This is a genomic window from Exiguobacterium sp. KJ 601 (assembly GCF_027161185.1).
Taxonomy (GTDB): Bacteria; Bacillota; Bacilli; order Exiguobacteriales; family Exiguobacteriaceae; genus Exiguobacterium; species Exiguobacterium profundum.
Map to the genome: position 1 here is coordinate 141,504 of NZ_JADHZG010000001.1, position 26,515 is coordinate 168,018.

The 26,515-nt window shown below is 48.4% G+C and carries 29 protein-coding genes and 1 pseudogene; 14 read left to right on the forward strand and 16 right to left on the reverse strand.

Features of this window, described 5'->3' with window-relative positions; translation table 11 throughout:
• Nucleotides 1-1,002, forward strand: coding sequence for an ABC transporter permease (locus IRJ25_RS00815; protein ID WP_269317558.1), 1,002 nt, complete (start codon nt 1-3; stop codon nt 1,000-1,002).
• A 15-nt stretch (nt 1,003-1,017) separates the two neighbouring features.
• On the opposite strand, the gene IRJ25_RS00820 is transcribed toward IRJ25_RS00815, so the two are convergent.
• Nucleotides 1,018-1,497 carry a GNAT family N-acetyltransferase gene (locus IRJ25_RS00820; protein ID WP_269317559.1) on the reverse strand — a complete coding sequence of 160 codons (480 nt, stop codon included), beginning with the start codon at nt 1,495-1,497 and terminating at the stop codon, nt 1,018-1,020.
• Between the two features lie 75 nt (nt 1,498-1,572).
• Between IRJ25_RS00820 and IRJ25_RS00825 the strand changes: the two genes are divergently transcribed.
• The gene (locus IRJ25_RS00825) at nt 1,573-1,953 is read left to right on the forward strand and encodes a VOC family protein (protein WP_269317560.1); all 381 of its coding nucleotides are present in this window, start codon (nt 1,573-1,575) and stop codon (nt 1,951-1,953) included.
• 28 nt (nt 1,954-1,981) lie between these two features.
• Here IRJ25_RS00825 and IRJ25_RS00830 read toward each other — a convergent pair whose 3' ends face one another.
• Nucleotides 1,982-2,290 (reverse strand): winged helix-turn-helix transcriptional regulator, encoded by a 309-nt coding sequence (locus IRJ25_RS00830; protein ID WP_078147739.1) that lies wholly within the window; start codon nt 2,288-2,290, stop codon nt 1,982-1,984.
• Between the two features lie 118 nt (nt 2,291-2,408).
• Here IRJ25_RS00830 and IRJ25_RS00835 point away from each other — a divergent pair.
• The 3 genes and pseudogenes from IRJ25_RS00835 to IRJ25_RS00845 all read left to right on the forward strand — a co-directional run bounded on the left by IRJ25_RS00835 (nt 2,409) and on the right by IRJ25_RS00845 (nt 4,997).
• A pseudogene (locus IRJ25_RS00835) lies at nt 2,409-2,900 on the forward strand (lactoylglutathione lyase family protein).
• 2 nt (nt 2,901-2,902) lie between these two features.
• The gene (locus IRJ25_RS00840; protein WP_269317561.1) at nt 2,903-3,883 is read left to right on the forward strand and encodes a zinc-binding dehydrogenase; all 981 of its coding nucleotides are present in this window, start codon (nt 2,903-2,905) and stop codon (nt 3,881-3,883) included.
• 55 nt (nt 3,884-3,938) lie between these two features.
• Nucleotides 3,939-4,997, forward strand: coding sequence for a threonine aldolase family protein (locus tag IRJ25_RS00845; protein WP_269317562.1), 1,059 nt, complete (start codon nt 3,939-3,941; stop codon nt 4,995-4,997).
• A gap of 43 nt (nt 4,998-5,040) precedes the next feature.
• Here the strand turns inward: IRJ25_RS00845 and IRJ25_RS00850 are convergent, their stop codons facing one another.
• From IRJ25_RS00850 to IRJ25_RS00875, 6 genes are all read right to left on the reverse strand, one after another.
• Nucleotides 5,041-5,541, reverse strand: a complete 501-nt coding sequence (locus IRJ25_RS00850; RefSeq protein WP_269317563.1) for an SRPBCC family protein — start codon at nt 5,539-5,541, stop codon at nt 5,041-5,043.
• On the reverse strand, nt 5,538-5,870 hold the full coding sequence (locus IRJ25_RS00855; protein WP_214685342.1) for an ArsR/SmtB family transcription factor: 333 nt from the start codon (nt 5,868-5,870) through the stop codon (nt 5,538-5,540). Before IRJ25_RS00855 ends, IRJ25_RS00850 begins: the two co-directional genes overlap by 4 nt.
• A gap of 62 nt (nt 5,871-5,932) precedes the next feature.
• Entirely contained in the window at nt 5,933-8,224 is a 2,292-nt protein-coding gene (gene gshAB / locus IRJ25_RS00860) for a bifunctional glutamate--cysteine ligase GshA/glutathione synthetase GshB (protein ID WP_269317564.1), read from the reverse strand.
• On the reverse strand, nt 8,208-9,536 hold the full coding sequence (locus IRJ25_RS00865) for an MATE family efflux transporter (RefSeq protein WP_269317565.1): 1,329 nt from the start codon (nt 9,534-9,536) through the stop codon (nt 8,208-8,210). Before IRJ25_RS00865 ends, gshAB begins: the two co-directional genes overlap by 17 nt.
• Nucleotides 9,537-9,665: 129 nt before the next feature.
• Nucleotides 9,666-10,133 (reverse strand): hypothetical protein, encoded by a 468-nt coding sequence (locus IRJ25_RS00870; protein WP_074035695.1) that lies wholly within the window; start codon nt 10,131-10,133, stop codon nt 9,666-9,668.
• Nucleotides 10,130-10,339 (reverse strand): helix-turn-helix transcriptional regulator, encoded by a 210-nt coding sequence (locus tag IRJ25_RS00875; protein WP_074035697.1) that lies wholly within the window; start codon nt 10,337-10,339, stop codon nt 10,130-10,132. The genes IRJ25_RS00870 and IRJ25_RS00875 overlap by 4 nt, the downstream gene beginning before the upstream one ends.
• Nucleotides 10,340-10,458: 119 nt before the next feature.
• Between IRJ25_RS00875 and IRJ25_RS00880 the strand changes: the two genes are divergently transcribed.
• Nucleotides 10,459-11,391, forward strand: a complete 933-nt coding sequence (locus IRJ25_RS00880) for a ring-cleaving dioxygenase (protein ID WP_269317566.1) — start codon at nt 10,459-10,461, stop codon at nt 11,389-11,391.
• 22 nt (nt 11,392-11,413) lie between these two features.
• On the opposite strand, the gene IRJ25_RS00885 is transcribed toward IRJ25_RS00880, so the two are convergent.
• Nucleotides 11,414-11,854, reverse strand: coding sequence for an RrF2 family transcriptional regulator (locus IRJ25_RS00885; RefSeq protein ID WP_269317567.1), 441 nt, complete (start codon nt 11,852-11,854; stop codon nt 11,414-11,416).
• A gap of 186 nt (nt 11,855-12,040) precedes the next feature.
• Between IRJ25_RS00885 and IRJ25_RS00890 the strand changes: the two genes are divergently transcribed.
• Nucleotides 12,041-13,141 carry a globin domain-containing protein gene (locus IRJ25_RS00890; protein WP_269317568.1) on the forward strand — a complete coding sequence of 367 codons (1,101 nt, stop codon included), beginning with the start codon at nt 12,041-12,043 and terminating at the stop codon, nt 13,139-13,141.
• 41 nt (nt 13,142-13,182) lie between these two features.
• Here the strand turns inward: IRJ25_RS00890 and IRJ25_RS00895 are convergent, their stop codons facing one another.
• The 5 genes from IRJ25_RS00895 to IRJ25_RS00915 all read right to left on the reverse strand — a co-directional run bounded on the left by IRJ25_RS00895 (nt 13,183) and on the right by IRJ25_RS00915 (nt 16,269).
• Nucleotides 13,183-13,740 (reverse strand): hypothetical protein, encoded by a 558-nt coding sequence (locus tag IRJ25_RS00895; RefSeq protein ID WP_269317569.1) that lies wholly within the window; start codon nt 13,738-13,740, stop codon nt 13,183-13,185.
• Nucleotides 13,741-13,809: 69 nt separating this feature from the next.
• Nucleotides 13,810-14,223 (reverse strand): DUF350 domain-containing protein, encoded by a 414-nt coding sequence (locus IRJ25_RS00900; RefSeq protein ID WP_012727460.1) that lies wholly within the window; start codon nt 14,221-14,223, stop codon nt 13,810-13,812.
• A complete protein-coding gene (locus IRJ25_RS00905) occupies nt 14,220-15,449 on the reverse strand; it encodes a glutathionylspermidine synthase family protein (RefSeq protein WP_269317570.1) in 1,230 nt (409 codons plus the stop codon). Before IRJ25_RS00905 ends, IRJ25_RS00900 begins: the two co-directional genes overlap by 4 nt.
• Nucleotides 15,446-15,814 carry a hypothetical protein gene (locus tag IRJ25_RS00910; RefSeq protein WP_269317571.1) on the reverse strand — a complete coding sequence of 123 codons (369 nt, stop codon included), beginning with the start codon at nt 15,812-15,814 and terminating at the stop codon, nt 15,446-15,448. Before IRJ25_RS00910 ends, IRJ25_RS00905 begins: the two co-directional genes overlap by 4 nt.
• Nucleotides 15,811-16,269: a hypothetical protein gene (locus IRJ25_RS00915; RefSeq protein WP_269317572.1), complete on the reverse strand. Its 459-nt coding sequence runs from the start codon at nt 16,267-16,269 to the stop codon at nt 15,811-15,813. The genes IRJ25_RS00910 and IRJ25_RS00915 overlap by 4 nt, the downstream gene beginning before the upstream one ends.
• A 106-nt stretch (nt 16,270-16,375) precedes the next feature.
• Here IRJ25_RS00915 and IRJ25_RS00920 point away from each other — a divergent pair, with 106 nt between their 5' ends.
• From IRJ25_RS00920 to IRJ25_RS00945, 6 genes are all read left to right on the forward strand, one after another.
• Nucleotides 16,376-17,395 (forward strand): potassium channel family protein, encoded by a 1,020-nt coding sequence (locus IRJ25_RS00920; protein ID WP_269317573.1) that lies wholly within the window; start codon nt 16,376-16,378, stop codon nt 17,393-17,395.
• An 11-nt stretch (nt 17,396-17,406) separates the two neighbouring features.
• On the forward strand, nt 17,407-18,534 hold the full coding sequence (locus tag IRJ25_RS00925; RefSeq protein WP_078147724.1) for a YfbR-like 5'-deoxynucleotidase: 1,128 nt from the start codon (nt 17,407-17,409) through the stop codon (nt 18,532-18,534).
• Nucleotides 18,535-18,663: 129 nt separating this feature from the next.
• The gene (locus IRJ25_RS00930; protein WP_269317574.1) at nt 18,664-18,996 is read left to right on the forward strand and encodes a PadR family transcriptional regulator; all 333 of its coding nucleotides are present in this window, start codon (nt 18,664-18,666) and stop codon (nt 18,994-18,996) included.
• The gene (locus IRJ25_RS00935; protein WP_214685366.1) at nt 18,993-19,520 is read left to right on the forward strand and encodes a DUF2812 domain-containing protein; all 528 of its coding nucleotides are present in this window, start codon (nt 18,993-18,995) and stop codon (nt 19,518-19,520) included. Before IRJ25_RS00930 ends, IRJ25_RS00935 begins: the two co-directional genes overlap by 4 nt.
• A gap of 172 nt (nt 19,521-19,692) precedes the next feature.
• On the forward strand, nt 19,693-21,237 hold the full coding sequence (gene amyS / locus IRJ25_RS00940; protein WP_214685368.1) for an alpha-amylase: 1,545 nt from the start codon (nt 19,693-19,695) through the stop codon (nt 21,235-21,237).
• 201 nt (nt 21,238-21,438) lie between these two features.
• Nucleotides 21,439-22,452 (forward strand): fatty acid desaturase, encoded by a 1,014-nt coding sequence (locus tag IRJ25_RS00945; RefSeq protein ID WP_214815391.1) that lies wholly within the window; start codon nt 21,439-21,441, stop codon nt 22,450-22,452.
• 35 nt (nt 22,453-22,487) lie between these two features.
• Here the strand turns inward: IRJ25_RS00945 and IRJ25_RS00950 are convergent, their stop codons facing one another.
• Together IRJ25_RS00950 and lipA are read right to left on the reverse strand one after the other, a co-directional pair.
• Nucleotides 22,488-23,318 (reverse strand): lipoate--protein ligase family protein, encoded by an 831-nt coding sequence (locus tag IRJ25_RS00950; protein WP_214685372.1) that lies wholly within the window; start codon nt 23,316-23,318, stop codon nt 22,488-22,490.
• Between the two features lie 17 nt (nt 23,319-23,335).
• Entirely contained in the window at nt 23,336-24,271 is a 936-nt protein-coding gene (lipA, locus tag IRJ25_RS00955) for a lipoyl synthase (protein ID WP_324292278.1), read from the reverse strand.
• A gap of 288 nt (nt 24,272-24,559) precedes the next feature.
• Here lipA and IRJ25_RS00960 point away from each other — a divergent pair, with 288 nt between their 5' ends.
• Complete coding sequence (locus IRJ25_RS00960) at nt 24,560-26,509, forward strand: glycoside hydrolase family 3 protein (protein WP_214813954.1); 1,950 nt, start codon at nt 24,560-24,562, stop codon at nt 26,507-26,509.
• The last annotated feature ends 6 nt before the right edge of the window (nt 26,510-26,515 follow it).

Here is a 26,515-nt window from a genome sequence, read left to right on the forward strand (position 1 = left end):
ATGGCACAATTGGTGGTCAAGGAACGAAAACGAATCAGCGGTCATATCGGTCAGTATGGGACGTTACTCGCAATCCTTGGTTTGATTGCGGTCTTTACCGTGACGAACAATCAATTTCTGACGTATGCAAATTTTAGTGACATCATCAAATCGGTTTCAATCGTGTCGTTACTTGCCCTTGGCGTCACATTCTCGCTCATCGTAGGAGGATTTGACTTATCAGTCGGATCGACGGCGAGTCTTGCGACAATCGGGGCGGCAGCAAGCCTCGTCCTTCATCGACAAGAGCTACTCGTCGCTCTGCTGATCCCACTTGCACTCGGGATTCTCGTCGGGCTGTTAAATGCGCTCGTCACAATCAAGTTTCGGTTGCCGGATTTACTAGCGACACTCGCCATCATGTACGTCATTAACGGGATTCAATTGACGTATACGAAAGGATTCTCGATTTATGACAACATGCCGATTGAAGGGGGGACGGCGCCAGGACGTTTCATCCCGTCGTTTCTATTCATCGGTCAAGGGACAATCGGTCCGATTCCGTTCGTCGCCCTACTCATGCTGGTATTCTTTATCGGAGCGCATCTGTTCTTGACTTATACGCGGACTGGGCGTGAGTTTTATTACGTCGGATCGAACGCCGAAGCGGCCCGTCGTTCTGGGATTGCCGTGAATCGCATTAAACTTTATGCCTACGTGCTCAGTGGGTTGTTTGCGGCCATCGGTGGGATCATTCTTGCATCTCGGATTGGGACTGGTCAGGTCTCGGCTGGGGCACCCCTCTTGATGGATGCTGTCGCGGCTGCCTACATCGGCTACGCCGTCTTTGGGACAGGGCGCCCGAACGTGATCGGGACATTGATTGGAGCTATTTTGATTGGAATTCTCTTGAACGGACTGACGATGTGGGACGTGCCGTATTATGCGCAAGACATCGTCAAAGGGACGATTTTAATTGGAGCGCTCGGTCTTTCTTATATTCAGAAGAAACAGCGGACATGACAAAACCCCCGGACATCAGTTGTTCGGGGGTTCGCTTTGTTCACGTGTCATTGAAAGAAACGGATACACACCACCATTCGTCTCCTGCATGAACGTGTCTTGTGGGATGAAACCTAGAGACTCGTATAATCGGATGGCCCGTTTATTAAACGTGACGACGGCAAGACGCACTGTGCGAGTCCCATATGTCGCCTCAATCCAATTTATGATTGACGTGAGGAATCGATGTCCGTTGCCGCTCCCCGTCAAATCAGGGCGCATGCCGAGACCGATAGAAACAGCGTCTACTGATTCGAATTGCAACGTGACGAAACCGATGAGTTCGTCGTCAAGAATGGCGAACGTTGTATCACCTCGCTCATCTGCATCTAAAAATAAGGCGAGATCTTCTTCGTCAGCATCCATATTGTAAAACGCGTATTCGCCTTCATAGCGCCACTCGAAGGCAATCAATTCGGCTTGCTCTTGGGTGAGTGGTTGAAACGTATAATTCATTGAAATTCCTCGTCTCTGATCGAATTGGTCATGCTACACTCAAATCGTATCATGAAAATAAGGGGAGGGAACATGATGGCAGTCAAATTGGACATGGTCGGGATCGTCGTGACGGATATGAAGCGGTCGCTCGATTTCTATCGGGCGCTCGGGTTTGAGATTCCGGAAGCGATGAACGGGGAAGCACATGTAGAGATTGACGAAGGAGGCGTGCGTCTCGCGTTCGATACGGTAGAAGTGGCCGAATCGGTATACGGGGAATGGAAACAGGCAGACGGGCATCGAATCGAGCTTGCCTTTTTATGTGACAGTCGAGAGTCGCTGAATACTTTGTATGATTCAGTCCTTGAACAAGGTTATGCGTCACACAAAGCACCGTGGGATGCGTTCTGGGGTCAACGTTACGCCATCCTGTACGATGCGGATGGGAATTTGATTAGTCTGTTCGCCTCATAAAAATAATCCCGGGCCATGTGGCTCGGGATTATTTTTTGTCGTGGCACTCTCCCCATGAACAAAGGGCATTCATGGCGGGTTGCAGTCCGAGGGCGTCTTCGGTCAATGAATATTCGACGTGCAGGTGCTTCTCGGTCGAGTAGTCGACACGGCGAACCATGCCGAGCTGCTCGAGCTCGCGCAATTGGTCGGTCAACACTTTTCGGCTGACGTCCGGAATCGCTCGTTGAATATCAGAAAAACGAAGCGGTCCATCTTGAAGCGTGCAGTACACTTGGGGGCGCCATTTGCCGCCGATAATCTCAAGTGCGCGGTTGACGGGGAACGATGTGGTCATGTTCAAGGAACCTCACTTTCGGGTAGTTACTTCAATGTGCGTACTTTTTTTCTTGCTTCAATGACAGTATCTTATCGTTACCCGCTAAATTGAGCAAACAAAAAGGAGTAGATGAAACATGACATATCCAAGAACGTTTTCACACATCGGTCTTTCTGTACCGAGCGTCGCTGAGGCCGTAAAATTTTATGAGGACGTGATGGGGTGGTATACGATTATGACACCATCAGACGTTGTCGAGGATGATTCGCCAATCGGTGTGATGTGTACCGACGTCTTCGGACCGGGCTGAGGCAAATTCCGAATCGCTCATATGTCAACGGGAGACGGAATCGGGATTGAGTTGTTCGAATTCCCGAACAACGAAACACCAGAAGACAACTTCGAGTTTTGGAAGACAGGGATCTTCCACTACTGTGTACAAGACCCTGACATCGAAGGGCTCGTCGAGAAGATTGTCGCTCACGGCGGGAGACAACGGATGCCGATTCGTGAATACTACCCAGGTGAAAAACCGTACCGCATGGTGTACTGCGAAGATCCATTCGGCAACCTCGTTGAAATTTATTCACACTCATACGAACTCACGTATTCGGAAGGAGCTTACTAAACATGAAAGCATGGCTACTCGATCAACCTGGTCTTGATCATCTGCATATTGGAGAAATCGACCGACCGACACCAGGAGCGGGAGAACTGTTGATTCGTGTCGAAGCGGTCGCCTTGAATCCGGTCGATTATAAAGTCGGATCAAACGGAAACCCGAATTGGTCATATCCACACATTCTCGGTGTCGACCTCGTCGGAGAAGTCGTTGAGGTCGGTTCGAGTATCGCCAACATCATTACGGGTTCGCGTGTGGCTGTTCATACGGATCTTTCGAAATATGGGGGATTCGCCGAGTATACGGTCGTCGATGCCCGGGCGTGTGCGGTCGTTACGCAAGGTGTAAGCGATGAGGCGGCGGCTTCTATCCTGTGTGCGGGGATGACAGCATATGAAGCGGTCATGCAGAAGCTGAACACGCGAGATAAGGAGACGATTCTCGTACACGCAGGAGCGGGCGGTGTCGGTGGATTTGCGATTCAGCTCGCAAAACGGCTCGGTCTGAAGGTATTCACGACGGCATCTCCTGAGAACGTTGAGTGGGTAGAATCACTCGGGGCGGACGTGGTGATTGATTATAACGTCGAGGACGTGACGGCACGGATCATGGAAGAAACAGATGGACGTGGTGTCGACCTGATTTTGAATACAGTCGGACGAGACGTTGCGACAGCAGACCTAGATCGTCTCGCATTCAGCGGACACCTCGCCTACATCGCCGGGCCACCAGACATGACGAACATGAAAGGCTTCACGTTATCTCCTTCGATTCACGAAGTGGCACTCGGGGCGGCGCATGCGAGCGAGGACGAACATGCGATTCGCAACTTGGCGTATATGGCCGAAGAGATGATGAACTTGCTCGATGCAGGTGAACTGAACGATCTCGTCACAGAAGTGTTGTCGTTCGACCAATTGAAAGAAGGTCTCGAAAAACTACAAACGCGAAAAGTGCGCGGTAAACTCATCGTCCGCATTCGCGACTGAAGAGAGGACTCCCTGTTATACTGACAGGGAGCTTATTTGTCGAGGAGGGGAAAGAATGGAGCGATTGGCAGACACGTATCGTCAGACGAACGTTCAATTGAGCGGTCACGGCAAACGGGAAGCCGGGGTATTGAAACGCGTATTTGAACAGGTGCGTGAAGATGAGCCGAGTGATCAGTATGGGCAGGGGAAAACGATTCGACAGTTCGAAGAGAAGATGGCACAGGTTCTTGGGAAAGAGTCGGCAGTTTTCTTTCCGAGCGGTACGATGGCACAGCAGATTGCGCTACGCATTTGGTGTGATGAGACAGGGAAGAAAAAGGTCGCATATCACCCGCTTTGTCACCTTGAAATTCATGAGCAGGATGGTTTAAAAGAGTTGCATCACATCGAACCGATTTTAGTGGGGGACGAAAACCGATTGATGACGCTCGAAGAGATTCAAGCGTTACCGGACATCGCGTGTCTGTTGCTCGAACTGCCACAACGAGAAATCGGTGGGGAATTGCCGACGTTCGAGGAACTTGTGGCAATTCATGAACACTGTCGTGAGAAAGGGATTCATCTACATCTGGATGGTGCACGACTGTTCGAATCGCTTCCGTATTATGAAAAAGAGGCTTCTGAGATTTGTGCGCTCTTTGATAGCGTATACGTCTCGTTTTATAAAGGAATCGGTGGCATTGCCGGTGCCATCCTTGCTGGACCGAAGGCATTTTGTGACACGTCGAAAGTATGGAAGCGACGCTACGGTGGTGACTTGATCAGCTTATATCCATACATCCTGTCTGCGGATTATTATTATGAGCTACGAAAAGACAAGATGGCCGAGTATCGAAACGAGGCCGTCCGCTTGGCAGCGCGCTTCAATGAACTCGATGGCGTGTGGACGACTCCACGCATCCCGGTCACGAATATGTTCCATCTTCATTTTCAAGGGGAGAAGGAAAAAATTGGTGAGAAAATTGCGCGCATCCAAGAAGAAACAGGAGTAGGCATTACGGGGTATCTTGTTGAAAAAGATGGGTACTGTTCAACCGAAGTAAGCATCGGAGATACGTTTGAACGGATTACGCGAGAACAGCTTGATGGATTGTTTCGGCAGTTCAGATGAATCAAAACATGCACCATTCCTTTTCGGGAACGGTGCATGTTTTTTACTGGCTTACAATCGCTTCGAGACGATCGAGTTGGGAAGTGAACCCTTCGACAGCGCCCATTTCGACGACTTGTTGGAGAGCCTCTTCATTCGGGAATTCGGAGCGACTAATGAATAACGTGCCTTCCGATGTATCGAGAAATTCATTTGTGATCGTCATGACAGGCAAGTCCGGATTGACGTGTCCGTCCGCATCCGAGAATGCATCCGTATAGACGATTTGGGAGTATGGATCGATGTCGATAAAGGTTGATTTGCCCCATGATTCCATACCATAAAAGTCACCTTGTTCTTTGTCGACACAAGTCATGCGATAATGCCAAATCCCCTCCGGTTTGAAGTCGAAGCTGTATACTTTCGTCTCCCATCCGGACGGTCCCCACCATTTCTCTAAATGTGCAGGTGTCGAGAATGCTTCAAATACAAGTTGGCGTGGTGCCTTGAATAGACGTTCCATAATCAATGTCGTGCCCTCTACATGTGATTTAACCGTACTCATGATCCATTCTCCTCTCGCTGTGACTCCGCTAAAAACGTCTCCAATCGATCGAGTCGCTCTGTTTCCCGAGCCATATAGGTCCGCCAAGCATCTAACGGTTCGAGTGCTTGAGACTTGAGTGCATAACGTCTTCGATTGGCATCAATGGTTACTGTGACGAGACCTGCATCATACAGAATTCGCAAGTGCTTCGATGTCTGCGGTTGACTGATCCCAAGTTGATTTGCCATCATTCCGACCGTCCACTCTTGTTTCCGTAACAATTCGATCATCCGCAACCGGTTCGGGTCGGCTAACGCATGAAACAAAGAAGCCAATCTCTCTTCCATTTTTCGTCACCGTCCTCTTGCATTTAATATTCCCAATTAGGAATATTCCGTAACAGGAATACTCAATATTTAAACAATAAATCAAGTAGCATCTCACCAATCGGTCGTTCTTTTCCTTCATAAGGAAAAGCGTGGATATGGATGGCGGGATTAAAATTCAATTCGATGATACCGTATTCGATTTGCGCATCATCGAGAGAGGGAATCATCATATCGACACCACAGATGGTTGCCCCGACTGACTTAGCGGCATCGACAGCAATACGCTTATAGATGTCAGAAATTTGATCCGTATAGTCGATACTATCTCCGCCGGTACTGATATTAGAGTTTTCACGTAAGAAGACACGCTCATCGAGAGCGGGAATACTATCGGGTGTCTTGCCTTGAGCACGTAAAAATGAGATGACGACCTCGTCGATGTCGATTTTCTCGAGCGGTGTCTTGTATCCTTTTCCGCGTAACGGGTCTTCATTTTTTGTCGCAACGAGTTGACGGATCGAAGAGGTGCCATCTCCAGTGACGTTCGCCGGGACACGATGGAGGATGCCCGCGACATCATCCCCGATGACGAGGAAGCGATATTCTTTTCCGGGTAAGAATGTCTCAAGTAAAACGACATCATCAAACGTTTTCGCATACTGAAATGCAGACCGTGCTTCCTCATACGTCGCTCCGTCTTTAAAAATGTGAATACCGACTCCGAAGTTTGTAGACTTCGGCTTTAAGACGATGGGTTGTTTTGAAAATGAATGCCATGCCTGAGATAAATCCGATTCCTCTTGAAGTTCTACCCCTTCAGGGACACGAATGCCATGCTCTGCGAGTACAAACTTTGTCACCGTTTTATTCTCCATCATTAAGACGGAAACATAATTGTCTTTTGATGTTTTCGTTGCCTGTTTGACGTATTCTTCGTGTTTGCCGTTTCGAATCCGAATGAACTGGTCGGAACGATCGATGACATCGACACGATAACCACGTTTAATTGCGGATTTCATTAAGATTTGAGTAGACAGTTCCAGGTCGGCATAACCGTGGATGCGAAAACGATTTGCATAGGCGTCCTCATAAAAGTGTTCTGCTTGGGCGAGGGACCATGCGTGATAACCCGTCTCGGTCATAATCGTCTTTAATCGGGAAGCGTACGTCCGGTCCACGTGATCAATTTTTTCGCGTACAGCGGGAAAGACATCTTCGAAGCCGAGGTCATACTGTGTGTTGAACGAATCGATCGCGTCGAGAAGTTCTGTCGCGTACGTGTGTAAAGGTATGGCGTAACCATCTCGAGTCAATATGCTTGCGGGAGACATGCCTTCTTTGGCGACACGTTGTTGATTATTGTACGCTTCAGCTTGCCAATCGACATGAGATGTCTCCTTAGTAAAGGTCAAGTACAACAAAAACAGATGAAGGAACCGTAAATCTGAACGAGCAATTCCGGTCTTTTCAAACGGATTCAAATCGATATTGCGAATTTCAATGTAATCGATACCGTGTGCCTCGAGTTGATTTAAGTCGTTACCACCTTTCGATGTTTTCAATCGGATGGGGGAGTAGAGTTCGTTCGGATTGGCAATCTCGCCTTTGGCAATGAACCGTTTTACATCGTCTATATAACTTGAGAGTGTCGCATAATTTGGATAAAGCGGTTCAACATTCGTGTACCCACAGTCGCTATTCCGATAGGACAATGCTTGTTTATTTGAAAAAGTGTCTACATGGAGCGCTTGCATCTGGCTGACACATCGTTCTTCATAACTCGCATGTACGGCTGGGGTAGCACCGAGCAAATAGACGATGAGCCAACGCATTCGTAAATATTGACGAACTAACTTCAAATATAGGTGATCTTTGAAGCGTCGATATTGTTCAGGGGATCCTTCGTATAATGCGGATAACATCTCATCGGAAAATGAAAAGTTGAAATGGATTCCAGAAATGAGTTGTTTTTTCGCACCATATTTTTGGAGCAGATGCTCACGATAACGGCTAGCCTCTATTCCGGACACACCAAAATCAGCGAGTGGAATCGTACCACCTTCCGGCAAGGCACATGGCATCGATTGTGGCCAAAGGCGTTCATCGCCTATGTTGAGCGCCGTAATATCGTAAAGCGTTTCTAAAAAATGATGTGCCGCCTCAATCGTTGGAAACGTCGGGGTGACAAGCTCAATTTGACTTTCAGAAAAGTCGGTCGTGATATATGGATGTGTCGCTTTATGACCGAGTGCTTTTGGATGCTTCGTAACAGCTAGTGTGCCTTCTGACGTGACGCGTAACATTTCTCGCTCGATGGCAAATTTTCCACTTGTGATGAGATGGTGGGGTAGTTGATTAAACTGCTTCTGCAAGGGAAATCACTTCCTTTTTCGTTAGTCGGACAAAGAGGGCGGAGACAAGCCCTTTTGTGATACTTGAGATGGCGATACTCCACCAGATGGCATCGATTCCGAGATAAGGCTCAAGAAAAAATGCGAGCGGGATACGGGCCACTGTGAAAATAATCGAGATGGTCGCGGGGATTTTCGGTAATCCGAGTCCTGAGAAGTATCCGTTTCCAATCATTTCAATCGATGAGAAGACGAGCGAAATGCCGATAATTCGCAAGTAGCTCGCCCCAATTTCGATGGTTCGAACGTCATCGACGAATAGACCAATGAGTAAATCTGGGGCGAATAAAAAGAACAACATAATGAATCCTGTGTAAACCATCCCGAGTCGGGTCGTTACCCGGTAACCTTCATGAACACGATCTACTTTTCGTGCCCCGAGGTTTTGACCGGTATAGCTAGCCATTGCTCCGTTCAAGCCACCAATCATCATGTAGACAATCGATTCGATTTGAAGTCCGATGCGCTGTGCCGCAATCGCTTCCGTCCCGTATGAGCCAATCATGCGGGCAAGAAAAATACTGATTACCGTGAACAAAATCCGTTGGGTTGCCATCGGAAAACCAAGACGGATGATTTCTTTATAGTCAGCTCGAGTCGGCTGAACGACTTCATCCCAATTGAATAATGTACGAGCGCGGTGCCGAAACAATCCGAACATCATGACGTTGGCGACAAGTGTTGCAAGGGCAGCCCCGATCACACCGAGTTGGAATGGATAAATGAAAATCGGGGAGAGAATCATATTGAGGATGACACCTGTCGCATTGATTCGCATCGCTGTTGTCGTATTGCCATATGCACTGAATAGACGAGCAAACAGCAAATTAAAGAAAGAAAAGATGAGCATCGGCGCGCTGACGAATAAATATTCATACGCAAGTTGCTCCACAGCGGGGGCACCCATATTCAAAAAGCCGATGAGGGTATGACCGAACACAATTAGTAGTGAGGCGTACGAAAGACCGAGTGTTAGATTCAGACGCCTGCTGGCCCGGACATGACGCTGAACCGAATTGAGGTCACGTCTCCCGACAGCTTGTGATACTTTGATGCCGGCACCAACGACAATCAACGATTGAATCGCCTGTCCGAGCATGATATAAAAACTAGCCGCACCGATACTTGCCACAGCATCACTCCCGAGCGCACCGACCCAAAACATGTCGACGAGACTATACGTAAACTGTAATAACGAGCTACCGACGAGCGGAAGGGCAAGAGCCAGAATGACGCGTTGCACGTTTCCAATCGTCAAATCGACGGTTTTCACAAAGCAAGACTCCTTACATTCTTTATATAACCATTTAGTTATATATAAGCACGGTGTAATAGAATTGGCAATCATGATAGCCGAATCGATGAAAAATGGACACAAAAAAAGGAATTCGTGATGAATTCCTTAATGTCGATAACCGCGAATCCAAGTCGTCATATAGACGAGTGTCGCGATGATGAGCGTTGAAGCGAGTGCATAGATCGGATAGGCGGGAAGTGTATCTTCAAACAACGGATAGAACATAAACGACCCCATAAAAATAGGAACGGAGATGCCGAACGAGATGTATGCCGCTTTTGTCGCTTTCACTGTGATGATTTGTTCACGCTCATCGACTTCACTAAATTCAGTCATGCGGACAGACCATTGAGTGAAGCTCAACTGCTTGTTCGGCCGGGAGTTAAACGAATAGACTGTCCAAACAATGCCAAAAACAACGAGTAAAAGTAGTGGAAGCAGATTGAATTCAACTAAGAATCGGTCAGACTCGCTGACGGTCTTCGACACATCGGATAAAAATGAGCTGAATAGAAATGCCATCAGGACATACAGGATGATGCTGGAAATAGACTGAACGACAACGTGTTTCATTTTCTTTCCTCCTCGATTGTGAATATAGATTCGACCGGTTCCTCGAACACCCGTGCGATGTGCATCGCCAGCATGAGTGACGGTGTGTAGCTGCCTTTCTCGAGCGAGATGATCGTCTGTCTCGTCACACCGACCTTTTCGGCCAGGTCGCCTTGGGTTAACTGGTGCCGGGCACGCAGTTCTTTCACGCGGTTGACTAATGGCATCGTGCCACCTCATTTCTAGTTTCTACCATTAGTGTAAAACAAACTTTACATAATGTAAAGAGGACTTTACTCATTTGGGGATGATACAATAACGATATAGTCGAAAGGGGAGATGAGGGATGAAGGTGATTAGTGGACAACATCACGTGTCAGCGATGACCGGGGATGCTAAGAAGAACTTGCGATTCTACACGGAAATACTAGGGATGCGGCTCGTCAAAAAGACGGTTAACCAGGATGACCCATCGATGTATCACTTGTTCTATGCAGACGAGATGGGTACGCCTGGAACCGATTTGACGTTCTTTGAGTTACCGTTTCTCGGACAGACGTATCGAGGGTCAAGCAGTATTTCCCGGACAGCACTCAGGGTGCCGGATGGAGCGCTCGCGTACTGGCAGGAGCGTTTTGACGCGTTCGATGTATCTTACGGAGAAATCGAGTCGGTTTTAGGAAGGGCGACCCTTTCGTTCGAAGATCATGAGGGTCAACGTCTCTGTCTTGTAGAAGGAGGGAGCGGGACACCTTGGAGCAAAGGTCCAGTGCCAACGGACCTCGGTATCTTCGGTCTCGGATTCAGTGAATGGACGGTACGGCGGATCGACAAGACGGCACGGGTGCTGACAGAAGTGCTCGGCTATCGATATGTAACGACATTTGAACGGGATGGACATGACGTGCGTGTCTTTGAGACGGGCGAGGGTGGTGTGGCAACAGAGATTCATCTCGTCGATCGGCCGGATTTGCCATCGGAACGACCAGGGCGAGGGAGTGTGCATCATGTGGCGATTCGAGTGGAAGAAACAGACGATATGACGAAGTGGATCGAGAAGCTTGACGCACATGGAATCAGCCACTCTGGTCTTATTGACCGTTACTATTTTCAGTCGATTTACTTCCGCGAACCGAGCGGAATCTTAGTGGAACTGGCAACAGATGAACCGGGATTTGCGATGGATGAATCGCTTGAGAGACTCGGAGAGCGATTAGCCTTGCCTCCGTTTCTTGAGTCAAAGCGAGCAGAAATCGAATCAAAACTAAAGTCTTTGTAAGCGGAAAACCCGACGGACCATTTCAGTCCGTCGGGTTTTGTACGCCTAATAACATGGCGAGTTCGTTCGTTCGGTTGACGAGGAGATCCGCAATCGTGTATCGATCGAGTACATGAAGAAACGCCAACATGGCTTCATTCAAAACACCTCGTAAATCACAGGCAGGTGCGATGACGCATCGGCCTTCCCCGAAGCATTCCACGAGTTCGAACGGTTCCATCGTCCGAACGACTTCCCCTACATTGATGTCATCCATCGGTCGTGCGAGTCGAAAGCCGCCGCCTCGACCACGCACCGATTCCAAATAACCATGTTTCCCAAGCTCATATACGACCTTCATGACATGGTTTTTGGAGATGTTATATTGGTCTGCCACTTCTTGAATCGTGACGAGCCGATGTGAAAACGTAGCGCTATACATCAACGTTCGCAGTGCGTAGTCACATGTTTGCGTGAGTCTCATCCATCATCACCTCTCGTTTCATTGTACAAGACAATCCAAAAAAGTGCGATTCGAACAAATGTGAAAGGGTGATGGCGAAAATAAGTCAGAAACGTGAAATCTACTTTAAACAAGTATTTAATATATTGCTTTAAAGTGACTTGACTCACATAATGAACGTGTACAAAACAAAAGGGGGAAATTCACATGTTAGATCAACAAACGATTGAGATTGTAAAGGCGACGGCACCAGTTTTGAAAGAAAATGGTGTGACGATTACGAAGCATTTTTATCAACGAATGTTTGAACAAAATCCAGAAGTTCGTCACTTCTTCAACCATACGAACCAAAAGCGAGGACGTCAGCCGGAAGCACTCGCGAACGCGGTCTATGCGGCTGCGCTTCATATCGACCGACTCGAAGCGATTCTTCCTGCCATCCAACCAGCACTTCATAAACATAAAAGTTTGAACATCCGACCGGAGCATTATCCGATTGTCGGTGAGAACTTGCTTGCGGCGATTCAAGACGTACTCGGTGAAGCTGCAACACCTGACATCATCGATGCATGGGCAAAAGCTTACGGTGTGATTGCCGATGTCTTCATCTCACTCGAGAAAAAAATGTATGATGACGCGCCATGGGTCGGATTCAAACCGTTCGTCATCGAAGAAATCATAGTAGATACACCTGAAGTGAAACGATTCCGTCTCGTCGCGAAAGATGGAGTTATTGGCACAGCCATCCCAGGACAATACGTCTCGGTTCAAGCGCGCATTGCGGGAGAGGACATCCTACATCACCGTCAATATAGTGTCATCGAGACGACAGAAGACGGCTACTGGATTGCGCCGAAAGCGGAGGGACTCGTCTCAAACTGGCTCCATGAACAGACGGTCGGAACAGAAGTCCCGATGAGCGCACCAGCAGGAGAATTTATCCTTGAAACGTCTGATCGTCCGCTCACACTCATCGCGGGAGGAATCGGGATCACGCCCCTCTTCAACATGGCGAAGACGGCACTCGAACAAGGACGTCCTGTCACGTTATTGCACGCAGTTCGGAGTATGGACCTTCGTCCGCTCGGAGACGAACTCGATGAACTCGTGAATCAAGGGCTTAAATTCATCACACACGTGGATGACGTATCGGGTTGCATGAATAAGTCACACCTTGAAGCACTTGATGTGGAAGGGCATGATGTTTATACGTGCGGACCGAGTGCGATGATGGAGACGGTTGTAAGTGTGATTCCACAGGCACGATATGAATTTTTCGGACCGTCTGGAGTTCTTGCGACCAACTAAAAAAGACGACTGGAAAAAGTCGTCTTGATGCACAATATAGGTTATTCCGTGAGTTTACTTGAATGTATGACTTGTTTGTTGGCATCCAATGTTTCAAGTGACCACGAACCATCTGACGGTCGTGATGTTTCAATGACATATGTCATGGTGTAGCTTTCAATTTCGGGATCGTTGACAAGAAAATCTTTTGAGACATCGTCACCGTTTAACCGTAAATAGACGATATCTTCCGGTCGCTCTTTAAGGTGAACACCGATGTACTCCATGTCTTCAACTCGAAGGATGACGAAGTCAAAAGGCTGATTCGGCTCTGTTTGTTTCGTGACAGACCCTAAGTTCCCTGTTTCGACATCAATCTCAGCTAGACCGATGACGGAGCGGTCTTCATTTGTGTAAAAAGAGAGAACGGACTGTTCCATATTATGAATTTCAAACGTATACCAATTGTTCGTCGTCATATAACGATTCATTTCTTTTTCGGCATTTTCGTATGAGTCACCAGCCTGAATGTTAGTGTAGGTGTAAAGTCCGACACCGACTGCGATGGCTACGATGATGAGACCGGAAACGATTGTGAGTAAGAAGATTCGCTTCGACATGATTGTTCCTCCTGACTTTTATAAATACGAACACCCCATGCTTCGCAAATGCGTGCATGGGGTGTTTGATTAGTACGTCAAGCTCGCGGCGACGATGATCCCGACGACGAGTGATGCGGCGAACAAGCTGAAACCGATGGCCATGTTGCCATTCTCGACTTCTTTTTCTAAATTCACGCCTGGTGTAAGGATGTATTCAAACGTCCAGAACGCCAATACTTGGGCGGCGATACCGACGAGTCCCCAGATGAACGCATCGAGCAAGTTGACGCTGTTCGCCCAGACTGTATAAATGACGATGGCGAGTCCTAGTGCTTTCCCCCAAAGTTTCAACGCGACAGCCATGTTGCCTTCTTTGATTAACTTGCGTTCCGAATATTTGGTTGTTAGTGCGAAGATGATGAGTCCCGCGAGAATGAGACCGAATCCTGTCCCGAGGTGGGCCAGGAAGCTTAAGATTGAATCGAGTGTGATGAATGTCATGAGTTCGTCTCCTTCTGTATAGGTGTGCCAACGGCTAAGTAATAAGATTGGTTGTTCGTGATCATGCTGCCGGCGCGGACGCCGAGTGCGGATGGGTGTCCGTTCAAGCAAAAACATCCGACCATGTAATGTGTCTCCATACGACCTTTGACGGTTGTCGTCATCCGTGTCGGGAGTTCGATGAACTGTTGGTACACGGCCGTTTCTTCCGCATACGTTTGTAATGTTTCGCGATGAAACGGTTGGCCATCTTTCGTATACAAGATGACGGAGTCCCCTTCACGTCCGAATGCCGGCTTTTTGACATAGTCCGATTCACCGAGAAACGGTGTGTCTTCTAAGTAAGTCGGTAAAAAATATGTTCCGATGATGTTGCGCTCGGCTTGATCGAATAGTGTCTCCGTCTCATACAATTCCCAAATCAACGCCTGTACGCCTTTCGATTGCATGAGAAACGCAGAGAGGGGATTGAGCAGTGACACGTATTTTTGTTGATCGAGTTCAAGTAACCGAATGCCAATCAAGTCTCCGTCTGGAGCCCGGTCGTCCACAAGGTGCTCAATCGGATATGTTTGGCGATATAAGATGTCAATTCGCTCGCCCGATGGTGTGTAGACGCCGTCTTCGTCGACGAGTAAAGTGTGCAAAGGTACGAATTCAGACGGTACGTCGAGCGTTTCTTGTAAAAATCGTGCCGTCCACTTGTCTTCGATGTTATCATCATGTGCCGTAAAAACGATTTTCGGTGTGCCTTCTCGTTTGAGTCGATTCCACGCGGCGACGATCGCTTTCCGCAGCTCAATTTTCAGTTGGGGGGTGGCTTCCCTGTTCGGGTCGAGTAGACCAAACTCGGAAGCGACCACGCCGTTCACATCAAACAGCTCCTTAATGAAGGTCGGCGTATCTGCATTGAACTCCATCAACTTGAGTTGATCATCTTTCATGATCCAGTCGTAACGACCGATGATCGTCTCCTGCGGTATCGTCTTCGCCCGTAAGAACGGCAGACTCGCCTCAGGGTAACCAAGCAGTCGGAGCGTTTCGTCAGGTAGGGTGCGTAATAATTGATTCGTCTTCCGAAAAATCGAGTCAACCGCCTCGGTTGCCTCTCGGACAGAGGCAACCTGCGAGGCGGTCATCTCAAAACAATCATATAAGGCATATTCTTCATCGTTTAAATCGGGCCAAAAATAAGGGATTTGACTGTAAAGTTCGTCACGCGTCATCCGCCGAATCCACCTTTAGAGCCACTGCCGAGTCCAGATTTTGACGATCCTGAATTTGAGCCGTTCGATACGGCACCGGTCGCACCACCGTTGGCTTTGTACGTCTTATACGACGAAGAGCTCTTCAACGCATTTTTTGAGCGGAACAGGCTACCGAGTAAGAAGTAGCTGCCATAGTGCGGAGAGCGGTCGTCGTCACAATAATACGACTCGGTCTCGTCATTCCAGTCCCAATCGTCACATTCGTATCCGGTCGGTTCTTCCGGGAGTGCCGCCTCTTCATATTCATCCCCACCGCACGCGGCAAGGGAAGTGGTCAATACCGCAACGGATAGTCCGCTTAAAATTTTCTTGCTTGTCTTCATGTTGATTCCTCCAATTCATAACCAGTCGGTGTGACGTAGATAACATACACACCACGATCTTCATCTGTTTCTGCTGAATCGCGCTCATATTCTTTACCGGCGACATACAAGTATCGGCTTCCGAGCATGGCGAGTGCATCAAGGTGGCGGTCGACGTAATAGGCTTCGAGTAATGGGTTGTCAAACCGGTCGTCGAGCGTGCGGATTTCGACTTTGATGTCGCTCGTTTCGTGCTTGTCCATCGGTCCCTCTGTATAGCGATCGACATAAATTAAAAAGTATTGATCGCCTTCAAGGGCAGACGAGCGTTGTTTGTAGGTCATGCCGTCTTTGACGAAAAACTCACATTCACGACGAGCTAGCACTTCGTCTAAGCCGAGAGACGTGTAATGGTATAGTGGTTCGAACGATAATTCATTTTTATAGAGACGATACTCTAAGACGATGGAGTTCATAAGTCAGTCCTTCCTTTTTTCTTCTTATACGGAATCACCATCAAAATGGTTTCGTGAATCTTTTTGTGGTTACGTTTAGTATATAAGAGAGAAGGAGGGGGAAACAGTGCATATCTTATTTCGTGTGTGGAAAGGGTTAGCGAAATTATCATTTTTGAATGTCGTCTTAGCTTCGATTGGCATCATTATCTTAGGAACCGTGCTTGGTTATGTTTTAGAACCAGAGACATTCGGATCACTGTTTGATTCGTTCTGGTGGACGATGACGACATTGACGACCGTCGGATACGGGGACTTTTATCCGTCCTCCATGGCAGGGCGATGGCTCGGGATATTCTTATTCCTATTCGGGATTGGGATTATCGGGGCGTTGATTGGAAAATTGGTTGAAATCGGTGCGACGTTTCAACGGCTAAAACGGGAGGGAAGACTAGTGTATCGTGGAGAAGGACATTATGTGTATATCGGGTGGTCCCCGAAGACGAAGAAAGCAATCGATGAAGTACTTAACTACGAACCGAAAGCAGAGATCGTCTTGATTGATCAGTTAGTTGAGGAACCGTACGTGCACGATCAAGTTCACTTCGTATCAGGCGATGCTTCGGATGAAGCGGTATTGCTGCAAGCAAACGTCTTGAAGGCGCGACGCGTCGCGATTTTTGCGGATGCCCGTATCACGGAGACGTTACTCGCCGATGGGAAGTCGTTATTGATTGCGTCAGCGGTCGAGGCACTCTCTTCTGAGTATCAGGTGGACTTGCACACGGTCGTCGAAGTGTGTGAAGAAAGAAATATCTCGAAATTTAAACACGTCCGCGTCGACGATTTTATTTTAGCGAACGACTCGGTCTCCCTCTTGATGGCAAAAGCGACGTTACAACCTGGAACGACAGCAATTTTCCGTCAGTTGTTGAGCAAACAGTCAGGTGGGAACATTCAAGCGTTGAAACCAAAAGTCGAGTGGCAGAATGTTCGACAAGCAAATACAGCGTTACTTGAATCAGGGGTGACACTCATCGCAGTCAATGACCGCTTGGATGTGGCGATGATGCTCGATTTGCCGCTTCAGGAAACAGATATGTTATATGTCGTCTGTCATGACGATGTATTTGAACGATTATCGTAAGGAGTGAAGCCATGCATAACGGAACGTTTATCCGAAAGATGACACGCATGCAAAATGTGCAACGGTGGGATGAATATGCCCCCCATTATCATGATAACGCAGCGAGTCATAGCTTTCGTGTCGCGGTCTTTAGCTTGATCGCGGCTTATGTGGAAAAAGAGAACGGACGTGAAGTCGATTTGCTCGATTTACTCGGGAAAGCCATTTTCCACGACATGAATGAAGTCCAGACGGGCCCGATCATGCACCGGACGAAAAAAGAACCGACCTTGATCGGTCACATCGAGCGTATGGAACGAACAGCGAGTCTCGGTCTTGTCGAGCTGCTGTCGCAATCATTACGTCCTCACTTTCATCGTTTCGTGGTGGAAGCGGAAGATGATTCGTTCGAAGGTCGAATCGTGGACGGGATTGATTCGTTCGATGCGATGTTGTTCGTGCGACGAGAAGTCGCGCACGGCTCTCCGCACTTTGATGACAAGCTAGAAGAGATGAAAGCCGCACTCCGACATCATCCGATTGATTCGGTCCGCTGGCTGTTCGACCAGGTCGAGGCAGAAACGGATGTGTTGCGATTCATCGAGAACGTCATGCGGATGGATAGCGTCCGTCGCTGGAAAGGTCGCTTTAACACGATTGACGACAACGATGCGATTCATGGTTTCCGGGCTGCCGCGCTCGGTATGTTCAGTGGGCTCTTAGAGCGTGAGAAGTACGACGTCGATGTCGATGTCGCCGAACTCGTGGCTCGTCTTCTCTGTCACGATTTAGTTGAAGGGGTGACCGGAGACGTGCTCGGTCCAGTCAAACATTCGACGCAAGAGACGGGGGCTGCGTTTGAGGCATACGAGCGAGCGGAAAGTGAACGTCTGCTTGGACTGTTGCCTGAGTATATGCAACCGGCGTTCCGTCGATATATGGCTGACTCGAAAGACGATACGTATGAGGGAATGCTCGTCGACATGATGGACAAGCTTGATGCGCTCATCAAGATGAACATGGAGCGGAAGATGAACGGGGCCGAGTATGAGGTCACGTATCGCGAGCAGCTCCGTAAAGTCCAGATGCGATATGAGAATCCAAGCATGATTTTCTTCCTGGCGTATATCTTGCATGATTTAGACTATGTCACTAGTTAAAACCGTTTATCTTGAAGTCGCATACCTAAAAGGGTGCGGCTTTTTTTATATCATTTATTGACATATATCATTTAACGATATATATTGAGTATAAGAAATATATCATTCAATGATATAGGAGGTGGAAAGATGCCGCGAACGGACTCATTAGAGTTAGGGGAACTGACGGATAGTATGTTTTATATCCTGTTGGCGCTCACGACGCCGCGTCATGGCTATTTAGTCATGCAATTTGTCGAAGAGACCACGCGAGGGCGAATGCAAATTGGTCCGGCTTCGATGTATACGATTATCAAAAAGTTGTTGAATGCCGAACTGATTGAACCGATGGATGGGGACGGAAAGAAAAAGAACTATCGAATCACGAATAAAGGCCGCTCGATTTTAACGGATGATGTGAAGAGACGACAGGCGATGGTCGAAGATGCCTGTGTCATTTTGGATATGGAGGGATTAAGATGAGACAAAAGTATATGTCGAGCTGGGGATTGGCGTTTGCTGAAGAGCGTGAGATGCGGAAACTAGAACGAATGGCGGCCAAGGGATGGCATTTGAAGAAGTTTGCCCCGCTAGGATACACGCTCGTTGAAGGGGAACCGGAAGACGTTCAGTATAGTTTGGACTATCGTACTCGTCCAGACGAAGACTACTTTGACCTGTTTGCGTCGAGCGGGTGGGAACATGTCACATCAACCGGGGATGAGATTCATATTTTCAAAGGAGATCGAGATGCCAAGCCGATTTACTCGGATGTCGAAACAACAGAGGAAAAATATCATGACATGGAGCGTCAGATGGGAAGAGCTGCGCTCATCCTAGGTATTTTATGGATTGCACTCTTTTCGTTGTTTCAGTTTAATTGGCCAACCGTTGTCGAGACAATATTGATTGGGATTCAACTACTCGTGACGATCGGTCTCGTGTTTACAGGACTTCCGTACATCGGCTACCGTTTCAAACGCAAACGAATTAGCCGGGAGGGATGACTAGGCGGATGGCACAAGCCATCCGTCTTTGTTTCGTTCGACTGAACTATTCGAATGGGAAATAGTTAGGGAGAGAGAACTGTTTATTAGTGTCTATCTATGCAACAAATTAAAAATCATTCACAATAATTAATGCAAGCGATTTCATTAACTATTTGAGGAGGAATGAAGGATGTTGAAGAAACCACAAGGGATTGCTGTTCTAGCTGGAGTGACATCGATTGCACTGCTTTCGGGGCAACCGGTCGCACAGGCAGCGACACCACAGAACGGTACGATAATGCAATACTTTGAATGGTATGTTCCAAACGATGGGCAACATTGGAATCGACTCTCGAATGATTCGCAGCATTTGAAAGACATCGGGATCTCCACGGTTTGGATCCCGCCGGCGTATAAAGGGACGTCTCAAAATGATGTCGGATACGGGGCCTATGATTTGTATGATTTAGGAGAGTTCAATCAAAAAGGGACGACTCGGACGAAGTATGGAACGAAAGCGCAGCTACAGTCGGCGATCTCGAACTTACGCGGGAAAGGGATTGGCGTATATGGGGATGTCGTCATGAACCATAAAGGCGGAGCGGATTATACCGAGTCCGTTCAAGCGGTCGAGGTCAATCCTTCTAACCGAAATCAAGAGACGTCTGGGGAATATGCCATTTCTGCCTGGACGGGATTCAATTTTGCTGGACGGAACAATACATACTCGCCGTTCAAGTGGCGTTGGTATCACTTTGACGGGACTGACTGGGATCAGTCACGGAGTTTGAGCCGTATCTACAAATTCAAGAGCACGGGTAAAGCATGGGATAGTGAAGTGTCGGGTGAGAACGGGAACTATGACTACTTGATGTACGCCGATGTCGATTTTGAGCATCCGGAAGTACGTCAGGAGATGAAAAACTGGGGGAAATGGTACGCGGATTCGCTTGGATTGGACGGCTTCCGACTGGATGCGGTGAAGCATATCAATCATTCATACTTAAAGGAATGGGTGACGAGTGTTCGTCAGGCAACCGGAAAAGAGATGTTCACTGTTGCGGAGTATTGGAAGAATGACTTAGGGGCCATCAATGATTATTTGGCCAAGACGGGCTACACTCATTCCGTATTCGATGTACCACTCCATTACAATTTCCAAGCGGCAGGGAATGGTGGCGGTTACTATGACATGCGGAACATTCTAAAAGGTACGGTCGTCGAGCAGCACCCAACACTCGCTGTGACGATTGTCGACAATCATGATTCGCAACCAGGCCAGTCACTGGAATCAACAGTCGCGAATTGGTTCAAACCGCTTGCCTACGCGACCATCATGACACGTGGTCAAGGATATCCAGCACTCTTCTACGGAGATTATTATGGAACGAAAGGGACGACGAACCGTGAAATCCCGAATATGTCAGCGTCGCTTCAGCCGATTTTGAAAGCGCGTAAAGATTTCGCCTACGGTACACAACATGACTACATCAATCACCAAGACGTCATCGGGTGGACACGTGAAGGAGTGACGGACCGTGCGAAGTCTGGTCTTGCAACGATTTTATCGGACGGACCAGGCGGATCGAAATGGATGTATGTCGGAAAACAGAATGCAGGGGAAGTGTGGAAAGACATGACAGGAAATAACGGACGTCTCGTGACGATCAATGCGGACGGTTGGGGCGAGTTCTTCGTCAACGGTGGCTCGGTTTCCATCTATACGCAACAATGAATCAGTTAGACTTGTCTCTAAAGATAGGGGCGAGTCTTTTTTCTGAATTTTCACCACATAAGTTTTATACGTGATATAATGACCTAGTGTTAATTCTTGATAGGGAATACTTCCGATCCATGAATTCACATTGAACAACGTTGGTTGTTGGTTTTATCTATATTTTTGCGTTGTGACGCTGTTGAATTCAAGGAGGTTGTTATGAGTAAAGAAAAGATTGCCCAATTAAGAAAGCACGTCTCGCCGTTTGAAAAGTCCGATATTCGGATCAGTGTGCGGCAGATGATCAATACGATTTTACCGTTTCTCGTATCGTGGTTTTTAGCGTACCAACTACTAAGTGTCTCGATTTTCCTGACATTGCCGTTCACGTTGATTGCAGCAGGATTTGTCGTGCGGATGTTCATCATCTTCCATGACTGCACACACGGTTCATTCTTTAAAAATAAGAAGGCGAACGCGATTGTCGGAACCATTACAGGGGTCTTGACGTTATTTCCATACGAGAAGTGGAAACGAGAGCATGCGATTCATCATGCATCGAGTGGAAATTTGGATAAACGGGGTGTCGGCGACATCTGGGTCATGACGATTGAGGAGTATATCGAAGCGTCAAAATGGACTCGTCTAAAGTATCGCCTATATCGTCATCCGCTCGTTATGTTCGGTCTCGGACCACTTTGGCTTATTCTCGTCACGAGTCGTTTCAACCGAAAGGACGCGCGGAAAAAAGAACGACAAAATACGTATCTCATCAATATTTCTCTCGTCGTCCTATATAGCGCGCTCATCTATCTGATCGGTTGGCAAGCGTTCTTGATTGTACAAGGAACGACGATGTTCATCGCCGGTGTGCTCGGAATTTGGTTGTTCTATGTTCAGCATACGTTCGAAGATTCCTATTTTGAAGATGAGCAGGAATGGGATTATGTAAAGGCGGCCATCGAAGGAAGCTCGTATTACGAGTTGCCGAAAGTGCTTCAATGGGTGACGGGTAATATCGGATTCCATCATGTCCACCATCTGAGTCCACGCGTGCCGAACTACCATCTAGAAAAAGCACATACGTCGACACCGCCGTTACAACGGGCGACGACAATCGGACTGTTTTCAAGTTTGAAATCGTTACGCTACAAATTGTATGATGCGAACAACAAAACATTCGTCACGTTCCGAGAAGTGCGCCATCTCTTGCGCCGAACAAACACGGCATAAAAAAGATTGTCCCCTGTAAAAAAGGGACAATCTTTTTAGCGTTTCCAGACCCATTCATCACTCTCGTACTTCTTGACGAGCAAATCGATTTCGGCTTGCTGTTCTTTCGTGAAGACAAGCGGTTCGAACGTTAACGAGAACGCGTCCTTGAAACCGGTCTCGAATGCGGCCGCTACTTCGTCAAAGGAAACGAAACGCTTTAACGTGTCGTTCAAGGCGACGGCTTTTTCGCTGAAGCGGGTTTTGGCTTCGTGTTTCTCCGTCTCATCCATCGCGAAACAGTCAAACAACACCTCATCATCGACGGAGAGAGGAATCGAACCATGTTGAAGCACGGCCCCTTGATGGCGCACTTGTGCACTACCCGCGATCTTCTTCCCGTCGACAGCAAGCTCATAGTATGAAGCAGCATCGAAGCAGACGGCCGATTTTGGTTTGCGGAGCGCTTCGCGATCCTCTTCCGTCAATGGTACCGAAAATTCGGCGGGGACGCCGAGTTCGTGATATCCGCGACGAATCCCTTCCGTGAGTAGGCGATAGCTCTCGATGATATTCGTCGGGAGGGCAGGGGTCGATTCAGGCAAGATGACGCTATACGTCAACTCATCCGCATGCAACACGGCACGTCCCCCTGTTAAGCGACGAACGACCGGAATATTGTTCGCTTTGAGGGCGTCCCGGTCCAAGTCACGCGTCGCTCGCTGGAAACGTCCGACGCTGATTGCATGAGGTGCCCATGAATAAAAACGAAGCGTCGGTTTGAGCTCTCCCTTCGCGACCCAATTGGCGATGGCTTCATCAATCGCCATATTTTCGGCCGGGGAAGTCGATTCAGTTCTAAGTAAATGCCACGTCGTACCAGTCATAATCTCTCTTCTTTCTGTTAGTCGATTGGCAACATCGTGTGGCGACGCGCCTTGTGTACTTGCTCATCCGCATGGTATGACGAACGGACGAGTGGACCAGCCTCACAATGTGAGAATCCTTTTGATAGAGCGATCTCTTTCAACTCGGCGAACTCGTCTGGATGGTAGTAACGTTCCACCTCAAGGTGTTTCTTCGTCGGCTGCAAGTATTGACCGAGCGTCAAAATATCGACATTGTGCGCGCGTAGGTCATCCATCGCTTCAATCAATTCCTCTTTCGTCTCCCCAAGTCCGACCATGATCGATGACTTCGTCGGGATATCCGGGTTCAATTCTTTCGAACGCTTCAAGAACTCGAGTGTGCGGTCATATGTTGCTTTCGCACGAACTCTCGGTGTGAGGCGACGGACTGTCTCTAAGTTATGGTTCATGATGTCAGGACCCGCATCAATCAACGTCTGCAAGGCAGAGAAATCACCCATCATGTCTGACGGGAGCACCTCAATCGATGTCTCCGGGTTCATGGCGCGAACCGCGCGAACCGTTTCTGCGAAGACAGTAGCCCCGTAATCGTTCAAGTCGTCACGCGCGACAGCCGTGATGACGACGTGTTTCAAGTTCATAAGTCGAACCGATTCGGCAACACGTTTTGGCTCTTCCCAATCGAGCTCGTTCGGTTTTCCGGTCGTGACGGCACAAAAACGGCAAGCACGTGTACAGATGCTCCCGAGAATCATGAAGGTCGCAGTCCGACGTACCGCCCAACATTCATGGATGTTCGGACATTTTGCTTCCTCACATACCGTATGTAAATTTTTCTCGCGCATCATTTTCTTTAGGCCGGTATACGTGTCGTTCGTGTTTAATTTGATCTTTAACCATTCCGGCTTACGTTTCAGTTCCCCTCTTGCCACAATAATTTCCCCCTTTTTGAAAGTTAACCTGTATCGAATTGAGTTTACCAAAAAACGAATCAAAAACGAACCACAGAAATTATTGGTTTTGCCAATACAGTTCACTGTGTATCAAAACAGAAACATTGTTTCAAAATGGTTACGCTTTCACTTGAACAATTGTTTCTAAAAAGTGGAGTTGCTATACTGTTGTTGACCACCTGAATAAGGACCAAATGTAACTGATGCGATCAGGCATGGGGTGAACGAGCGTTGATGAGGCAACGCTTCTTCCTCCATGCCTTTTCGTTTGGGGGTCAGCCAAATTTGACTAAGGGGAGTGGGAACATGAACAAGGCACTGAATTGGACGGCAACACTCGGATTGACGACGGCATTGCTCGTCTCGTCGGTTCCAGCAGCAGACGCGGTCGTGGCGGAAGGGACGCCGACGATGTCGATTGACCAGCGCGTCAACACGAAGCTAGAGTCGATGACGCTCGAACAAAAAATCGGGCAGATGATCATGCCGGACTTCCGATTATGGAACGGGGCGAACCATACATCTCTTGCACCGGAAGTGGCGCGTGTCATCGATCGTTTCGATCTCGGTGGAGTGATATTGTTTGCGGAGAACGTGAAGGAAACGGAACAGACGACGAAACTCGTTCATGATTTGCAAGAAGTCGTGAAACAAGATGCCAGCAATGATGTCCCGTTATTCGTCACGATCGACCAAGAAGGTGGGATTGTGACACGACTTGGGACGGGAACGAATTTACCGGGGAATATGGCACTCGGGGCCACACGTAACAGTCAATATGCCTATGATGCAGGGAAAATCATCGGTTCTGAATTGAACGCACTCGGGGTAAACGTGAACTTCGGACCGGTACTTGACGTCAACAACAATCCGGGAAATCCGGTCATCGGCGTCCGTTCGTTCTCGAGCGACCCTGAACTAGTCGGGGAACTCGGTTCCGCGATGACACAAGGTATTCAAGACCAAGGTGTTGCAGCAACGGCGAAACATTTCCCAGGTCATGGCGATACGGCCGTCGACTCGCATTATGGGTTACCGGTTGTCGATAAATCACTCGACGAGTTGCGTGGTCTCGAGTTGTTACCGTTCAAACGTGCCATCACAGAAGGAATCGACATGATCATGACGGCGCATATCGGGATGCCACAAATCGAGGACGAGGTCGTCGAATCAGAACGCGGCACGTTCCCACTCCCGGCGACGCTTTCGGATGATGTCATCACGGGAGTGCTTCGTGAGGAACTTGGATATGAAGGAATCGTGGTGACCGACGCACTCAACATGCAAGCCATCGCAGACAATTTTACGGAAGCAGAGGCGGTCATCAAGACGTTCGAAGCAGGGGTCGACATCGCGCTCATGCCGACGATTTTACGCTCGGAAGCAGATGTGATCAAACTCGAAGCAATCTTTGAGGAAGTCATTGCGGCAGTGAAGGATGGACGTTTATCGGAGGCGACCATCGATGAATCAGTGGAACGCATTTTAAAACTGAAAGCAGAGCGTGGAATTTGGGGAGAAACGACGGACTCCACGACGCTCGAGATGAAGCTCGCAGAAGCGAATGCAACGGTAGGAAGCGCTGAGCATAAAGCGAAGGAACGTGAAATCGCGGAGGCGGCCGTCACTCTCGTGAAGAACGAGAAGAAGACGCTTCCATTCAAACCGAAAAAAGGAGACACGGTGCTCGTCTTGTCGCCAGCGAAAGACCAAACGGACAGCATGGTGAAAACAATCAAGTCACTAGAAAAGAATGCAGGGAATATGAAAGACGTGAACGTCATCACGGCCAACTACTCAGCATCAACGCCGCATCTAAATCAAAATCCGGCACTACGGCAACAAGTCGAAGCGGCTGACTATATCATCGTCGGTTCGAACGTGAACAACAGCGCCAAACTGAAGCCGACGTCAGCTGATCATTACGTGCCGGCGGAGGTGTTCCGTTACGCAAACGAGACAGGGAAGAAGTCAGTCTTACTTAGCTTGCGCAACCCATACGACATCGCCGTTCAACCGGATGCCCCCGCACATCTCTTAATCTATGGATTCAAAGGCGACCCGAATGGACCGGATTCGGAGGCGGGCAACTTGAAGTCGGCTGGTCCGAACTTGCCGGCAGGCATTCGTGCCATCTTCGGTGAAGTGAAGCCGCAAGGGAAACTGCCGGTAGATGTACCGAAATTTGTGGACGGTGTGTTCCAAGACGAAAATTACGCGCAGTTCGGTGATGGATTTAAAAACTGGAATCGCTAAACGAAA

Excerpts from the sequence above, each read along its gene's own strand:
- IRJ25_RS00815 (WP_269317558.1), top strand. The coding sequence starts at position 1 with ATGGCACAATTGGTGGTCAAGGAACGAAAACGAATCAGCGGTCATATC.
- IRJ25_RS00945 (WP_214815391.1), top strand. The coding sequence starts at position 21,439 with ATGAGTAAAGAAAAGATTGCCCAATTAAGAAAGCACGTCTCGCCGTTT.
- IRJ25_RS00890 (WP_269317568.1), top strand. The coding sequence starts at position 12,041 with ATGTTAGATCAACAAACGATTGAGATTGTAAAGGCGACGGCACCAGTT.
- IRJ25_RS00935 (WP_214685366.1), top strand. The coding sequence starts at position 18,993 with ATGAGACAAAAGTATATGTCGAGCTGGGGATTGGCGTTTGCTGAAGAG.
- IRJ25_RS00885 (WP_269317567.1), bottom strand. The coding sequence starts at position 11,854 with ATGAGACTCACGCAAACATGTGACTACGCACTGCGAACGTTGATGTAT.
- amyS (WP_214685368.1), top strand. The coding sequence starts at position 19,693 with ATGTTGAAGAAACCACAAGGGATTGCTGTTCTAGCTGGAGTGACATCG.
- IRJ25_RS00925 (WP_078147724.1), top strand. The coding sequence starts at position 17,407 with ATGCATAACGGAACGTTTATCCGAAAGATGACACGCATGCAAAATGTG.
- IRJ25_RS00915 (WP_269317572.1), bottom strand. The coding sequence starts at position 16,269 with ATGAACTCCATCGTCTTAGAGTATCGTCTCTATAAAAATGAATTATCG.
- IRJ25_RS00850 (WP_269317563.1), bottom strand. The coding sequence starts at position 5,541 with ATGAGTACGGTTAAATCACATGTAGAGGGCACGACATTGATTATGGAA.
- IRJ25_RS00875 (WP_074035697.1), bottom strand. The coding sequence starts at position 10,339 with ATGCCATTAGTCAACCGCGTGAAAGAACTGCGTGCCCGGCACCAGTTA.
- IRJ25_RS00845 (WP_269317562.1), top strand. The coding sequence starts at position 3,939 with ATGGAGCGATTGGCAGACACGTATCGTCAGACGAACGTTCAATTGAGC.
- IRJ25_RS00900 (WP_012727460.1), bottom strand. The coding sequence starts at position 14,223 with ATGACATTCATCACACTCGATTCAATCTTAAGCTTCCTGGCCCACCTC.
- IRJ25_RS00855 (WP_214685342.1), bottom strand. The coding sequence starts at position 5,870 with ATGGAAGAGAGATTGGCTTCTTTGTTTCATGCGTTAGCCGACCCGAAC.
- IRJ25_RS00930 (WP_269317574.1), top strand. The coding sequence starts at position 18,664 with ATGCCGCGAACGGACTCATTAGAGTTAGGGGAACTGACGGATAGTATG.
- IRJ25_RS00840 (WP_269317561.1), top strand. The coding sequence starts at position 2,903 with ATGAAAGCATGGCTACTCGATCAACCTGGTCTTGATCATCTGCATATT.
- IRJ25_RS00830 (WP_078147739.1), bottom strand. The coding sequence starts at position 2,290 with ATGACCACATCGTTCCCCGTCAACCGCGCACTTGAGATTATCGGCGGC.
- IRJ25_RS00960 (WP_214813954.1), top strand. The coding sequence starts at position 24,560 with ATGAACAAGGCACTGAATTGGACGGCAACACTCGGATTGACGACGGCA.
- IRJ25_RS00950 (WP_214685372.1), bottom strand. The coding sequence starts at position 23,318 with ATGACTGGTACGACGTGGCATTTACTTAGAACTGAATCGACTTCCCCG.
- IRJ25_RS00825 (WP_269317560.1), top strand. The coding sequence starts at position 1,573 with ATGGCAGTCAAATTGGACATGGTCGGGATCGTCGTGACGGATATGAAG.
- IRJ25_RS00820 (WP_269317559.1), bottom strand. The coding sequence starts at position 1,497 with ATGAATTATACGTTTCAACCACTCACCCAAGAGCAAGCCGAATTGATT.
- IRJ25_RS00880 (WP_269317566.1), top strand. The coding sequence starts at position 10,459 with ATGAAGGTGATTAGTGGACAACATCACGTGTCAGCGATGACCGGGGAT.
- IRJ25_RS00895 (WP_269317569.1), bottom strand. The coding sequence starts at position 13,740 with ATGTCGAAGCGAATCTTCTTACTCACAATCGTTTCCGGTCTCATCATC.
- IRJ25_RS00905 (WP_269317570.1), bottom strand. The coding sequence starts at position 15,449 with ATGACGCGTGACGAACTTTACAGTCAAATCCCTTATTTTTGGCCCGAT.
- IRJ25_RS00870 (WP_074035695.1), bottom strand. The coding sequence starts at position 10,133 with ATGAAACACGTTGTCGTTCAGTCTATTTCCAGCATCATCCTGTATGTC.
- IRJ25_RS00910 (WP_269317571.1), bottom strand. The coding sequence starts at position 15,814 with ATGAAGACAAGCAAGAAAATTTTAAGCGGACTATCCGTTGCGGTATTG.